General features: G+C 62.1%; 14 protein-coding genes and 1 pseudogene. 8 read left to right on the top strand and 7 right to left on the bottom strand.

Features of this window, described 5'->3' with window-relative positions; all coding sequences use genetic code 11:
• Positions 1-116 precede the first annotated feature (116 nt).
• Positions 117-860 (bottom strand): carbonic anhydrase, encoded by a 744-nt coding sequence (locus EPO61_05600; GenBank protein TAJ09533.1) that lies wholly within the window; start codon positions 858-860, stop codon positions 117-119.
• Positions 861-1255: 395 nt separating this feature from the next.
• Between EPO61_05600 and EPO61_05605 the strand changes: the two genes are divergently transcribed.
• Positions 1256-1891: a methyltransferase domain-containing protein gene (locus EPO61_05605; GenBank protein ID TAJ09687.1), complete on the top strand. Its 636-nt coding sequence runs from the start codon at positions 1256-1258 to the stop codon at positions 1889-1891.
• A gap of 216 nt (positions 1892-2107) precedes the next feature.
• Here EPO61_05605 and EPO61_05610 read toward each other — a convergent pair whose 3' ends face one another.
• Positions 2108-3040 (bottom strand): hypothetical protein, encoded by a 933-nt coding sequence (locus EPO61_05610; protein ID TAJ09534.1) that lies wholly within the window; start codon positions 3038-3040, stop codon positions 2108-2110.
• A gap of 588 nt (positions 3041-3628) precedes the next feature.
• Here EPO61_05610 and EPO61_05615 point away from each other — a divergent pair.
• On the top strand, positions 3629-3799 hold the full coding sequence (locus EPO61_05615; GenBank protein ID TAJ09535.1) for a type II toxin-antitoxin system HicB family antitoxin: 171 nt from the start codon (positions 3629-3631) through the stop codon (positions 3797-3799).
• Positions 3800-3860: 61 nt separating this feature from the next.
• Positions 3861-5525 carry a patatin-like phospholipase family protein gene (locus EPO61_05620; GenBank protein TAJ09536.1) on the top strand — a complete coding sequence of 555 codons (1665 nt, stop codon included), beginning with the start codon at positions 3861-3863 and terminating at the stop codon, positions 5523-5525.
• A 112-nt stretch (positions 5526-5637) separates the two neighbouring features.
• Here the strand turns inward: EPO61_05620 and EPO61_05625 are convergent, their stop codons facing one another.
• Entirely contained in the window at positions 5638-6843 is a 1206-nt protein-coding gene (locus tag EPO61_05625; GenBank protein TAJ09537.1) for a cation:proton antiporter, read from the bottom strand.
• A 332-nt stretch (positions 6844-7175) separates the two neighbouring features.
• Between EPO61_05625 and EPO61_05630 the strand changes: the two genes are divergently transcribed.
• The 4 genes and pseudogenes from EPO61_05630 (at position 7176) to EPO61_05645 (ending at position 10124) form a co-directional block, all read left to right on the top strand.
• Positions 7176-7727 (top strand): hypothetical protein, encoded by a 552-nt coding sequence (locus tag EPO61_05630; GenBank protein TAJ09538.1) that lies wholly within the window; start codon positions 7176-7178, stop codon positions 7725-7727.
• Positions 7728-7929: 202 nt separating this feature from the next.
• Positions 7930-8292 carry a cytochrome c gene (locus EPO61_05635; protein TAJ09539.1) on the top strand — a complete coding sequence of 121 codons (363 nt, stop codon included), beginning with the start codon at positions 7930-7932 and terminating at the stop codon, positions 8290-8292.
• A 43-nt stretch (positions 8293-8335) separates the two neighbouring features.
• Positions 8336-8422: pseudogene (locus EPO61_05640) on the top strand (hypothetical protein).
• Between the two features lie 484 nt (positions 8423-8906).
• On the top strand, positions 8907-10124 hold the full coding sequence (locus tag EPO61_05645) for an FAD-dependent oxidoreductase (protein TAJ09540.1): 1218 nt from the start codon (positions 8907-8909) through the stop codon (positions 10122-10124).
• Between the two features lie 14 nt (positions 10125-10138).
• Here the strand turns inward: EPO61_05645 and EPO61_05650 are convergent, their stop codons facing one another.
• From EPO61_05650 to EPO61_05665, 4 genes are all read right to left on the bottom strand, one after another.
• Positions 10139-10891 (bottom strand): class I SAM-dependent methyltransferase, encoded by a 753-nt coding sequence (locus EPO61_05650; protein TAJ09541.1) that lies wholly within the window; start codon positions 10889-10891, stop codon positions 10139-10141.
• A 164-nt stretch (positions 10892-11055) separates the two neighbouring features.
• Positions 11056-11667 carry a tetratricopeptide repeat protein gene (locus EPO61_05655; protein ID TAJ09542.1) on the bottom strand — a complete coding sequence of 204 codons (612 nt, stop codon included), beginning with the start codon at positions 11665-11667 and terminating at the stop codon, positions 11056-11058.
• Complete coding sequence (locus EPO61_05660; protein TAJ09543.1) at positions 11664-12296, bottom strand: hypothetical protein; 633 nt, start codon at positions 12294-12296, stop codon at positions 11664-11666. Before EPO61_05660 ends, EPO61_05655 begins: the two co-directional genes overlap by 4 nt.
• Before the next feature lie 30 nt (positions 12297-12326).
• Positions 12327-12755, bottom strand: a complete 429-nt coding sequence (locus EPO61_05665; protein TAJ09544.1) for a hypothetical protein — start codon at positions 12753-12755, stop codon at positions 12327-12329.
• 444 nt (positions 12756-13199) lie between these two features.
• On the opposite strand from EPO61_05665, the gene EPO61_05670 reads away from it, so the two are divergent.
• A complete protein-coding gene (locus EPO61_05670) occupies positions 13200-14156 on the top strand; it encodes a hypothetical protein (GenBank protein ID TAJ09545.1) in 957 nt (318 codons plus the stop codon).
• Positions 14157-14162 lie beyond the last annotated feature (6 nt).

Consider the following 14162-nt stretch of genomic DNA (forward strand, 5'->3'; position numbering starts at 1 on the left):
GACCGACAGGTCGGGGAGGCCTCGTTCAACAACCCCGTCGAGGCCGACGTGTGAAAGAACAGGGGGACGTTCTCCGTTGCTGAGACGCCTCCGTCCGCGCCCGCGCCAACACACAATTAGGGCGTGGCCGTGAAGAACTCCACTCGGCCCGATTCGATGGGCGTTTCCATCTGATAGATCCCGCCGACGACATGGACCTTCTTGTCTTTCAAGAGCGGCCCGAGGTACTTGTCCTCTCTCAACTGGCGCACCACGAGGAGCACGTTGTGCTTGGCGGCCTCGGGCAGCCGCCGATCTTCCGGCAGCTCCCGCACCAATTCAACCGCCGGTCTAATGGCCTTGGTCAGGCTCGCGAGGTTGCCCGGCGGCGTGACATTGTTGAACACTTCTTTGATCGCGGCCTTGATGGCCCCGCAATCCTGATGCCCCAGCACGACGATCAGCCGAACGGGAGGCTTGAGGCCGGTGATGCTGTACTCCAGGCTCCCGAGAACCTGGTCGGTCACCGTATGGCCGGCGCCTCGGACAATGAACAAATCGTTTAAGCCCTGATCGAATACGACTTCGGGCGGGACCCGTGGATCGGAACAGCAGAGCACCGAGGCAAACGGCTGTTCGCCGGTCACCACCGCATTGCGGCGTTCCAGGTTCCAGTCATGCGGCATCAGCTTGGCTTCCATGAAACGCCTGTTTCCATCCATCAAGGCTTGGAGCGCCTTGGCGGGATCGGTGGATTCCTCGGTCCTGAAGGGCGGGCCCGAACTACAGGACGTCAGACTCGAGCTCAGGGCGACCCCCAAGGCCGTGAGAGAGGCTCGATAGAGAAACTCACGGCGGGACGACTCATGGCGATCACTCATAGGAACCTCCTTGCTGTCAGGACCGGCCGCCTACTGCCAGGGCAGGAAGCGCCCCCACGTCTGGCGACAACATGTCTAGAGCCGGAAATACCGTGACTAATATACCGATTGAGAGGAGGAATATCTATCGGCTGGCGATAGTGGGAAGTAGCCGGTGTCAGGAACCATTTCTGCCGAAGACTGACGGCCCGCCGATGGCGGATGATCGGATCGCCTCCGCCCCTGACTCCCGCCAACGAACGACGCTTCACGAGAGATAGCCGACGCCCTGCCCCCACCCTCGCGCGGCCGCTGAACTCCACCCCTTGCCCTTGCAGGGTCTCGCTGTTTCTGCTCTAATCCCGCCACTGACAACGCATCCTCGCCGCTTCTTCTCGCGCGCAGCGGCCATGACCATGCCCCATCGCCAATCATCACAGCTTCCCGCCGCCGAGAAGTATGCCCGCCTCGCGCCCGACTACGACACGAAATGGTCATTCTATGTGGAGGCGACGACTCGTGAGACGATAGCGCGGCTCGGCTTGCGGCCCGCCGACCGGGTGCTCGATGTCGGCTGCGGCACCGGAGCGTTGCTCTCCCGTCTCTCGCGCTCGCATCCTTCGGCACAGTTGTCCGGCGTCGATCCTGCGCCGGAGATGCTGGCGGTTGCCCGCCGCAGACTTCCGGCGGCTGTCGATCTTCGGGAGGGGTTGGCCGAGCGTCTGCCTTTCGAGGAGGGGCAGTTCGACGTCGTCGTCTCCTGCAACATGTTCCACTACATTCGGCAGCCCCTCACGGCGCTGCGCGAAATGAACCGGGTCTTGCGTCCGGGAGGCCGCCTTGTCATCACCGACTGGTGCGACGATTACCTGACATGCCGTGCGTGCGACCTGTATCTGCGGCTGTTCAGCCGCGCGCACGTCAAGGTGTACCGCGAGCGGGAGTGCGCGCGCCTGCTGAGAGAGGCCGGTTACGCCCGGGTGGATATCGACCGCTACAAAATCAACTGGCTGTGGGGCTTGATGACGGCCATGGCCACGAAAGGGACATGACGAGAGGCGCTCTCTGCTTCTGCGAGAAACAACGGACATTCAGAATAATGTGAGCCGCACGCCGAGGGCGGCGGGTGATCGGATCGGATTGCCTTAGTCCCTGTGCCCGGCTTCGGTTCGGTCCGAACCTCTGGGACCTAGGCGACCGGCGATACGCTACGCCTCCACCGCTTGGACAGGGGGCCGATCGTCCCGCGGAATCCCCTGGCCGGCGGTTCAGGCTTGCATGGCTTCCAGGGGGTCCCGGCCGGCCGCGGCTCCGGCTTCCGCTCCGAACGGCTCCCGACGAATGACGATGCCGTTGCTTTCTGTGTAGACCAACTCGTCCGTCCCCAGATCGTATTCGGGGATTTCGGGGCTTTCCCACCGTTTGATGAAGTACTGATAAAACATCGTGTACAACCCATGGTCGTTGTGATCGTGCCGGAAGACGTATTCCGGCATCACGTGCACGTCGCAACTCACGTGGTAATGCTGGAGCCAGATGTGATCGCCCAGGATGGCCAGTTTGACATGGGGCGGGTCCGTATAGAGCTTGAGCCGGACCGACTTTTGCGCCGCTTTCAACTGCTTCAGGAACCCGATTGTCCTGCCGACCTGCTCGTGGAAACTCTCGGCGGTAATGTCCGGCTCGAGAATCGCCCGGGCGCGCACCCGCGCGGCCTCGCTGTAGGGGTTGAGCAGCATGATTTTGGCCTCCAGGCAATGTTTGAGCACCTCATGCAGATCCCCCTTGGGGTTCACGAACGTCCGGTCTCCCGTCGACCCGATGACCATGACGTTTCTCGCCAGGCCGTGCCGTTTCTTCAACCTCCTGATTCGCCGCTGCGCGAAGGTCCGGTGCCTCGGGAAAAAATAGGCGAAGCCCGCGTCCGCGGCCATGTCGGCAAGCTTCCGGTCCTCAATGCTGCGGCACAGATAGTTCAGGCATGAAATGAACATGATCGCCACGGCCACTTCCAGCACGATGAGGGCGATCTGATCATGCTCGACAATGGACCAGTACTGGGGAAAATCCGTGGAGAAGAATCCGGCCACATCCGGGAGCGACAGAGCCACGCCGGCGCTCAACGCCAGGACGGCGATATGGTAGACGATGGTTGCGGTTTCCTTGAACATCGCGCTTAAGTTTTTCCAGAATTTGTCCATACCCGCACCTCGATGAATGGCTTGCCGTGACGCGATCGTCTCTTCCCTGCCGGTAAGACCGGACGCCGAGGCCGGCCACGCACGCGCGATCGTGGCGAGAAACCGGCGCGCGAGGATGCCCCATCGTCAGATTTATGGTCTTCGCACTGTTCCGACTCCGAGGCTCTGCGGAGCGTGCTGTGAGAAGACGCACCTGTTCATCCTAGAAACTTAGCAATGCTTGTGCCAATCACACAGGCAACCTGCCTCACTGAACTGATTGAAAGCGTGACAGGTTTTCGACTTCAGAGCGATGACTCAGGACAACGTTGAAGGCAATCGCCTACAACGTTGTGGGCTTCACTACACAGGGCAGGAGGCTCTCATGTACCAAGTGGCAGTGCGTCACCCGTTTGGAGGAACAATCGGTGTCGGAGAGAGAACAGGCGGCAGGCGCGGTTTCCGATGAAGCCCGACGGCCCGCCGACGAACCATGCGTCACGAGAGACGAACGACGACCATCGCGACCCGCTCGTTGCTTGTTTTTTGGGCTTGCCGGGACTACCCTGTTGTGCGTGGACGGACGGTGGTTGAGAAGGAGCCCTCCCCATGGGTCAGACGCACTTTCAAATCGAGCTGGAGCAGGAAGAAGACGGACGCTGGATCGCCGAGGTGACCGATCTGCCTGGTGTCATGGCCTACGGCACGACGCGGCAAGAGGCATCGGCAGCCGCTCAAGATCTAGCTCTTCTTGTCTTGGCCGACTCTCATAAAAACTGAGCGGACTCACGCCAGAAGACCTTTAGAAAGTTCAGAAAACAATGGGGACATTCAGAGTTTTGTGAGACGCCCACCGATGGCGACGGATGTCCCAGGCGATCCGACTTCACGCGGTCCTTTGCTCGTGCGGGGCTGTGTGAGTGCGGCCCTGGCGGTTGCGATAGCGCTGGCCGGCTGCAGTTGGCTCGGGTCGGGCGGGCCATACGGCCCCATCGGCGAATCAGCCGGCACCTTCCCGCTCACGCGGCAAGACCCGTTCCCCTTTGTCGTTGCAACGCCACGACCGCTCTCCATCGGCCTTGCCTGTTCCGGAGGAGGCAGCCGCGCGGCTTATCTCACAGCCGCCATACTGCGCGAGATACAGCGGGCGGAATTGACGCTGCCTCCGGCAGGCAAGGGCGACCATCCCTCGGACCTCCTGAGTCAGATTGACTTCGTATCGGCCGTGTCCGGGGGGGCGCTCTCGGCTGCCTATTTCGTCGCGCATCGCGATGAGCTGCTCGCCCGGCCCCAGGCACAGCCCTGGGACGAGTACCTCGACCGCATGAGGCTGAACTATCGCCGGCGCCAATGGTACTTCCAGGGTTTGCTCAATCCCCTCTCGTGGGGGAGAACACTCTTCACCGACTTCAATCGCGGGAACCTCGCAAGGGAAGACTATGACGACCATCTGTACGATGGCCGGACTCTCGGCGAGCTCCCGCAACGGCCAGTTCTCTACCTCAATGCGTTCGACGTCGGCAATCGGGTCCGATTCGTCTTCTCCAGACATTTCATCGACACGGGCTACTATCAGCCGAAAATGTGGACGAACCAATTGAACGCTCCGCAGGCCATTACCAGCGAGAACGATCTTGTGTTCGCCCGTGTCGACCCGGGAGGCGTGAAGATCGCCGATGCGGTCTATGCGTCGTCCGCGTTCCCCTTCATTTATCCGAACCTCGCCGTGCACCACTTCGGCAACAAGATCGCCTTCCAGGGACAGCGCTTGTTCCTTGCGGACGGCGGATTATCGGACAATTCCGGGCTGCTCACGCTGCTCACCCAAATGAAAATCGAGATCGAGCAGACGCCGTCGACCAATCTTGCCCTCGCCATCTATATCGACGCGTCGATCGACGCCATGGGTACAGGCACGAAATTTCAGCTGCAAGGCATCGAAGAGACCTATGCCTCACGCGATACTTATCTGGGGCAAGGCCGAAACTCCGTGGATGCCGCCATTGACCATCATGAAGACGCGGTCTTTCAGTTTCTAGAATCCAGCGGCGTCATCTTCGACGATCTCATTCCGAACTATAGACTGCGCCTGACGGTGCCACCGTCCGGCGCGCCCGACCCGCGCACGTCCTGGCAGGACCTGATGCTGTCCGGCCAGCTGCGCGTACGCCCCCTCATCATCGGATTGCGGCTACGCCACGTCCATGATGCCTATTACACGATCTGGGCTCGCTACAAGGACCGCTCCGATCCGGGCAAGGCCCGTCTGTTGGAGCTGTTTAGGCAGAGCGGCATTCCAAGCGGACTCGAGGAAGGACAGGAAACGTGGCCCGCGGAGACATACCGGCAGTTGCAGCGGCGTATCAGCGAGATCAAGACCGACTTTGCACTCGACGAAGACGCACAACATACCCTGGATCTGGTTGCGTACCTCTTGGTTCACGGCAAGCTCGTCCCGGCCCTCGCAGAATGGCAGGCGGCTGCCTCAAGCGCGGCAGCGCGGTGAGAGACAAGACCCTGAAAATTAAAAGCGGTCGGAAGTTTTTTCTTGAGACTCCTACCTCTGACGGCCCGCCGATGGCGACTGGCACCCCTTCCCCCGCCCTGCACGCATTCGCCTAGCCTTCGTCGCCGAAACTGTTCAGCGGCCGGACCGGTTGACCCGCCCGAGTTGCCTCCGGCAAAAGGTGCGACGGGACGAATGCCAGGCCTGCGATGGCGGTGGGTACCACGGCGCTGGCGATCACGGCCGCGACCAGGAAAGAGTACTGTTCCTGCGTGACGATGCCGTGGGAAAACCCATAGAGCGCCGAGATGGTGCCGAAGGTCAATCCGGTCGACATCAGCAGCGTGTAGTACCAGCGTTCCTTGCGCTCCTGCCTGAACAGGCCGATCACGGGATAGAGCCCGAAGATTTTCGTCGCCACCTTGCCCCCCAGGAGCGCGAGAAAGACCGCCGGGGCCGTCAGCAAGGCCGGCAAGGAAACGAGCGTCCCCGCCCGAATGAAATAGAACGGGGTGAGGAATCCGATGGTGAGGGTCCGGAGCCGGTAAATCCACTGGACATCTCGCGCGGCGTTGCCGGCCAGCGCCATGCCGACCAAATAGGCCGGCAGCACGGCTTCGCTGCCCGACCACAGGGCCAGCGTGCCCAATCCGAAAAGCACCAGCACCACCCACTTCGTCCTGATGGCGGCCGTACGATGAGCGTACTGCTGCGTGAGCCATCCGGTCACGGCCGGCAGCGACATCAGGACCACGGCGCTGACCGCGACGAACACGAGGGTTTTATAGGTGAAGGGCGCGAACAGCAGGCCGAGCACGATCACCGTGGCCAGGTCGTTGACGAAGCAGGCCCCGAGAACGCCCTTCCCGAACTCCGTCTTGTTGAAGCCGGTTTCGAGCATGACCGCGTAGACCACCGCCATCGAGGTGGTCGAGAGCGCCACCCCGCACAACCAACTCGCATCGGCGCTCCATCCCAGCCCATAGAACGCGAGCGCGGCGCACCCGAAAAACGGCGCAAGAAACCCGACGAGCCCCACGGTATTGACCTCGGCCAATTTGGATCGCAGGACGTTGGGGTCCAGTTCGGCGCCGGCCAGGAAAGTCAGCACGACGGCGCCGGCAGAGGCGAGAAATCGCACCCAGTCGGACTGGGCGCCCAGCACGTCCCCGAGCTCAAGCCACCCGGCAATGTAGGCAAACGCCACGCCGGCGCAGATTTCCACCAATGCGATCGAGAGGCGGAGCCGATTGGCGAGGAGGGCGGAAAGAATGGCAATGGCAAGCCACAGGGACGCGGCAAAAAAGATGTGTTCCATACAGGAGTCCTCCGTTCCGTTGAGGGCACAAAAAAACCGCCTGGCAGCGGTTGTCACGTCATAGGTGACAACTCCCCCGCTCCGATCGTCGGCAGCGTAGGAGTCATCAGCCTGGCCAAGGCGGTTATCCGGGGGACTCCATCCCCTGTGTGCACCCACTATACGGGAACCGGTTCGCCCGATTCAACCACGGTGACAGTTGCCCTCCTTTCCCCCCTCGCGCGCCCGCTGATTCCTTCCTTACTATTTCCTTGATTGTTGCTCCTGGCGAGCCCATCATTTCCGAAACTTGTCACGTCCTACGCGGGAACCACACCAACAAGGAGAGAGTCATGCGCTTGCTGTCCTCGATCACTGCTCGCGTTGTCGCCATGGGACTGCTGTTAGGACTGTATGGCTGTACGATCCCCCCGCTCATGCATCGAGGCGGAATCATGGTGGATAGCTGGGCCGAGGTGAAGGTCGACAACGCCACTGCCGCCGGCATCCTGGCTGCGTTCAACCGTGCGGAGACGGCCCTTCAGGCAGGCCAACTGGACCAGTTAATGGATCTTTATTCTGACGGCTACAGCTATCACGGATTGACGAAACAAGAGCTACGAAAGGTCTGGGACGAACTCCTGCAGCAGCATCGGGAATTCCGAAGCAACCACATTCTCTCCCGCTTTATCACCGTCCCGGGTGAGCCGCAGAGTGTCGAGGTCACCTGTACGGGGAGCCTGTGGGCCCTCTCGAAAGAGACCGGGGAACAGGTGAATATCGACAGCTGGTATGGAGAAACGCACTACATGGTCAATGAAGGCGGAACCTGGCGCGTGCGCGGGCATCGCGGGCGAGCTCCCAAGACCCAGGCTTTTGGAGCAGCCCCTCACCCATTTTTTTAGCCCAACGATGGGGGCAGGCGTTGCTGCCCGCACCGTCCCGTGAAGGGCGAAGAGACCGTGAGGGTTTCATGGAACGGGCCGGAAAAGACGACGCGCGCCCCCCTTGCATAGCGTGACCTTTCTCCGATTCTGCTATAATCCGCCGGAGTTTCAGCCTGTCCGGCGCGAGAGCGCGCCGGCGCACCTGCACAGGAGGTTGGCGATGAAATGGCTCCTGCCGTTCGGTTGCATCATGGCGGCTCTGCTCGCGGCCAATACCTGGGCCGGTGAACAGGCACCCAAGGGAGATGCCAGAAACGGCCAGGCCATCTATGCGCGCAATTGCGTGCGCTGCCACGGAGCGGCGCTGGACGGGCACGGCCCGGATGCAGCCAATCTCGTGCGCCCCCCCGCAAACTTCCTCGACAAGCGCTCCCGTGAAAAAACCGACTTCGAGCTGACCATCGCGATCAAGCAGGGACAACTGTATACGGACATGCACCGTTGGGACGACACGTTGAGCGATGCCCTGATTCGGGACGTGGTCGCGTACATCCGCGCCACCGCCCCCCACATTATCGACTGACGCACGTCCCGGGCGCCCCTCGATGTGACGGCGAGGCGATGGCATGAGCGACGACACGAAGGTCTGTCCGGTCTGCGCGGAAACGATCAAGGCCGCCGCCATCAAGTGCCGGTTCTGCGGCACAGACCTGGCCGCGTTCGCGGCGGCGCGCGAGGCGGAGCAGGAACGGCAGCTCTTTACCGGCCATCCCAGGGTGATCTACAGGGTCGGGCAATGGGTCCTGGTCTTCCTCACGCTCGGCCTGGCTTACCTCTGGTGCTGGCCGAACAGCCGCGCCACCACCTATCAAATCACGACCCAGCGCATCCGCGTGGAAAAGGGCCTGCTGTCCAAGACCAAGGACACGATCGAACTGTTCCGCATCGACCACTTCGATCTTCAGAAGCCGCTGAGCATGAGGCTGGTCGGCCATTGCTTGCTGCACCTGCGGTCGTCCGATCCCAACTTTCCTACCGTGACGCTCTACGGCATTCCGGATCTGGAGCACCTTGCCGACACCCTTCGGGACTGCTCCCTCAGGGAACGGACCAGGCGCAAAGTAACCACGTTCGTGCAGGCATAAGGAGCGCCGAAAGCCCAAGACCGCATCGCACCTGTACGCCGGGAGGCAGGCTATGGAGATGCTCACCACACGCTGCTGTGTCGTCGGCGGAGGGCCGGCGGGGATGATGCTGGGGCTGCTGCTGGCCCGCGCCGGGGTGGACGTCATCGTATTGGAGAAGCACGCGGACTTCCTCAGGGACTTCCGGGGCGACACGATCCATCCTTCCACGCTCGAGCTGATGCACGAGCTCGGAGTCCTGGACGAGTTTCTGAAGCTGCCGCACGAGAAGGCCCGCCTGCTGAAAGTCCAGGTCGGCGACACGTCGTTCCCCCTCGCGGACTTCAGCCACCTGCCGACCCGGTGCCAATTCATCGCTCTGATGCCGCAGTGGGACTTCCTGAACTTTCTCGCCAAGCAGGGAGCCCGGTACACGACCTTCCAGCTGCGACAAAGCACCAACGCGACCGGTCTGATCGAGGAGGGAGACCGGGTCGTCGGGGTCCGTGCGACGGGACCGGAGGGAGAGCTGGCAATCAAGGCGGACCTCGTGGTCGGGGCGGATGGGCGCCATTCGGTGGTGCGGGAGAAGGCCGGCTTTCACGTGCAGGAGCTGGGCGCGCCCATGGATGTGCTCTGGTTCCGCATCTCCCGGAAGGCCGGCGATCCGGAAGAAACGATGGGGCACTTCGACGCGGGACGCATCCTGATCATGATCAACCGGGGCTCCCACTGGCAGTTCGGCTACATCATCATGAAGGGCTCGGCCGAGGAGAACCGCAAGCGCGGGCTCGACGCGTTCCGCGAGGATGTGGCGACACTCGCGCCCTTCTCCGCCGACCGGCGGGGCGAAATCCGCAACTGGGACGACGTCAAACTGCTCACCGTCCAGGTGGACCGCCTGCTCCACTGGTACAAGCCGGGCCTGCTCTGCATCGGCGACGCGGCCCATGCTATGTCGCCGATCGGCGGGGTGGGCGTCAACCTGGCCGTCCAGGACGGAGTCGCCGCCGCCAACCTGCTGGCCAAACCTCTGCGCGAGGGAGCGCTCACCACGGATCATTTGCGCCTGGTGCAGCAACGGCGGCTGCTGCCCACGCGCATCGTTCAGGGAATGCAGGTACTGGTCCAGAAGCAGGTCGTCTCGAAGGTCTTGAGCGGGACCGGTCCCATGAAGCCCCCGCTGCCGCTCAAACTGTTCGCCCGGTTTCCCTTCCTCCGCCGCCTGCCGGCCCGGCTGATCGGCGTCGGTATCCGCCCCGAGCATGTGCGGACTCAGGCGGCGGACTGATTCGATCCGAGGATCTAGCGGCTTGACGGGGCCGTCAATCGCGCGGTGAGGATGGTACTCATCGGATTTTCGATCAGGTCTCGCCAGTAGCCCGCGCCGAATTTGGCCAGACCTTCAGGGGAGACTTCAAAGGGGTGCCACCGGAGGTCGGCAAACCCGGCCGACCGGACCGCCTCATCGAACACCGCCCTGGCCCAATGCCGATACTCGATGGAGAAGGGCGGGTTCGTGTGCACGTCCGCATGGACAAGCCGCCAGTCTTTATCCGACGCCACGAGCCGGTAGGTAAAGCCATACCGTTCCGTATCGCCCCTGCCCATCACATAGTCCGGCTCAGGCAGCAGGGCCAGCAGCAGGCCTCCCGGCTTGAGGTTGGCCGCAATGTTCCGGCACATGTTGCGCATCGCTTCCGCCGTTTCCGCGTAATGCAACAGGTAGGTCGCGGTCGCCAGGTCGAAGGCTCCCAGCCACGACAGCTCGGCTGCGTCCGCGACTCGGTATTCGATGCCCAGGGGAGCTTTGGCTTCCGCCTCGCGGGCCGCGGCGACCATCGTGTCCGACACATCCGCCCCGACGACCTTGGCCGCCCCCAATTGTTTGAAGAGGCGGGAGTAGTAGCCGGTTCCGCAGGCCAGGTCCAGGACGCTCCGCCCCTCGATCGCTCCGGATAGCAGCCGCTTCACGGTCGGCACTTCCGTGTAGGTGGGAATCGGCGTCTCTTTCCACCCGACGTACGTCTCGCCGATGGCATCGTACTGTGCGCGCATGGGAAGCCATGATACCCGTCCGCCCCCAATAGGACAACCACGAGCGGTAGCACCATACACCGGGCTGGTTTGCCGCGACGGAACGCGTGCACGCCCAGGCTTCGGAAGGGTCCGGAGACACAGGAGCGGGCGGCGCACGGCGCGCGCCCATGCCCATGCAACCCTTACGGCATTCGAAAATCGACGGCACCCAGCTCTTGTTTCGACTGGGCCAGCCGTTCATGGAGGATCTTGTTCTCGGACGGGGCCATGGCCTCGGCTTCTGCAAGCATGGCCTTGGCTTCCTGGTACCGTCCGGTTCGCATGTAGATCCTGGCCAGGGTATCCAGGACATACGGGCGCAACGGACCCGCTTGCCCCAGGGCGTTCCCGGCCAGCCGCTCGGCCTCGTCCAGCCGTTCTCCTCGCGACAGGTAGACCATCGCCAAGTTGTTGCCGGCGCCGGAATGATTGGGGGCGGCGTCCAAGGCCCGGCGATAGTAGTCCTCCGCTTCCTGGAACGCCCCGCTCTCGAACGAGAGATTGCCCAAGCCGATGAGGGCGGGCACGAAATCGCTCCGTTGATGCAGGGCGGCCTGATATTCGCGAGCCGCCATCTCTTTGAGACCCTGCCCCTCATACGAAGTTCCCAGCGTGACGTGCTCCTCGGGGGTCAAGGGATCATGGAGCACCACGACCCGAGGGATGCTCGAACAAGCCTGGAGGCCTCCCAGCAGGAGGGTCATCACCATAAGCCACGCGACGGACCCTCTAACGGACCATACCCTGGCGATCATGAGGCGGCCTTCCTGCGGTTCTCGTCCGGCAAGACCAGCAGCGTCAAACGGCCGGCCTTCTCCCAACTCCGGAGGAACCGCTCGTAGGGGACGAAGTCATCGCGGAGCGGGCCCGAGTGGACGTACACCCCTTGACGCCGCTCATCGTACCCCGTGACGACAACGTAGTGGCCTTGCGGAAAGAGCGCGGAGCCGAGGTTCAGCAGCGCCACCAGAGGATGCCCGGCCGCCAGTTCGGATTTCAGGTCGTCAAGACCGCCGGCGTAGATCGCGGCATCCAGCCCACGCGCCTGGGCAGCCAGCAGGAGATCCATCGGCAGGGCCCCTCCAAGGCGGGGCGTGTAGACCTCCTTTCTCAGATCTTGAGGGTCCGTCGGGACCCCCCAAAAGGTCAAGACGCTTGCGAGGGTCACAGGGCCGCATTGATCCTTGTCATCCGGAAAGAACGGAACCGGGATGTGGTGCAGCGCCTGGTGTGGCCGGACTGACTCCTGCGCGAGTTCACGGTTTCCAGCCGATCGGGCGTCAGCCGAGACTTGATCGGGCCGGACTGCACAGCTCATCAGCAGCGCCCCCCACAGACCCGCACAAAGCACGACGGCCACGCGCGCCAATCCTCCGCTGCACATAGGCAGGACCTCCCTCTTTGTTTGGAGCCCCTACTTGCTTTCCCCCTCCTTGGTGATCACGATGCGGTGTCCCAACAGGTACACCAGGATCACAGCCAGGATGGCAATCACCAGCAGCGCGATCACGATGCCCAGGCCGGCGTCACCGCCGGGGATCAACGCATCCACCTGCGTCGCCATTTGATGCAATTGCTCATCCGACAGACGGGTCAGCCGGGCAGTGACTTCATCCGGAGTAAGCCCGAAGTCTTCGAGCCGCTGCTGGACAACCTTGGATTCCAGCACACGCTGGATATTCTGGAGATCCGCGGCCCGATTTGAACCGAGCGCCGGCTCCGGCATCGTCGACACCGGGGGGGCCACCATGGCCCTGACCTCCGGCGGATACCACCCTATCAAGAGGGTCATCGCGACCAACGTCCAGATCATCGTCTGTGTGAAGACTGGTATCTGCAGCATTTTCCCCATTGTCCGTCCCTCCCCAGAATTTCTTTCCCTGCAGGCGGGTATGACCCGCAAGGGCCGAAACTCTGTATTGATCACCATCCTGTACAGACCTCCCTATTAGGCAAGGACAGTGCCGACCTGCCCGCACACTCGATATCCTACGTATCTCGATGAATTAACGGATATTTTCGACAGGAGATTTTTTTGTAGTGGCAGGATCGATTGCAGGGATTCGCCTACATGGTTGGCTTTCCATACAGATCAATCTTATTGAATCAAATAGTGATTCTTGAACGTAGGCAATTGCCTACATGCTGAGGGAGCAAACCAACGCTTTGTACTCACAATACTCCATGATGAACACCGCCATACTTGGACGTTCTGCTTGTAAAAACGGACGCGATGGTCTCTAATATTCCAGTTCAATTGACGCACCGGTAGACGCTCTTGCCTTTGATGGCCTACGCGCACAACCAGAGACTCGCCCGCACGCTCATCCTGGATGAATTGTTCGACTTGTCGCTGTACAAGGCCCTCCGCGGGGTCACCAAGCCGGACACGCAACAGGTGCTCGACGAGCTGATCATCGTCGAAACCGGGCACCTGGCCTTTTGGCAGCAATTCTTCGACAGCCGGCTGGACCGCCTCGACGTCGGCCGGCGACTCAAACTCCGGTTGATCATTCTCTCCTGCCGTATGTTCGGCGAGACCGGCGTCCATTTGGCGCTGGAAGCGATCGAGGTCTACGGGGTCCGAAAGTACCTGTCCCTGTGGCGCAGCTACAAAGGCCAGCCGCTCGGGAAGGCGCTCGAGGGAATTTTGCGGGACGAGTTCCAGCACGAGGATATCCTGGTCACACGACTGACCGAGCGAAAGATCAACCCGGAGCGGATCAGGAACATTTTTCTGGGGCTGAACGACGGGCTGGTGGAGATTCTTGGGGCCGTCAGCGGGTTTTTCGGAGCCTTCGGGAATCCGGTGATGGTCTTGATGGCGGCCAGCACGACGGCCGTCGCCGGGGCACTCTCCATGGCCGCCGGGGCTTACGCGGCCATCAGTTCGGAACGTGAAGTGCAGGCAACGGAAGCCGCCAAGAAGGAGTTTCTGGGAGACAAGAACGAGGACGGGGGCGCACCGGATCGGCCCTTCGGCTCGGCTCTGGTGGTGGGCGCCAGCTACTTCATCGGGGCCATGGTCCCGGTTCTGCCGGTCCTGTTCGGCGCGAAGAGCGCGGTGTTCTCGATGGTCGCGGCCGGCAGCGTGGCCATTCTGGTGTCCACCCTGCTTGCCTTCCTGTCCGGCATGGACATCAAGCGACGCATCCTGCTGAATCTGGCGATCATCGCCCTGGCCGTCAGCATCACCTACCTCATCGGCCTCGCCGCCAAGCAGCTTTTTGGGATTTCAGTCTAACCTGAT

The organism is Nitrospirota bacterium, assembly GCA_004296885.1.
GTDB lineage: Bacteria > Nitrospirota > Nitrospiria > Nitrospirales > Nitrospiraceae > SYGV01.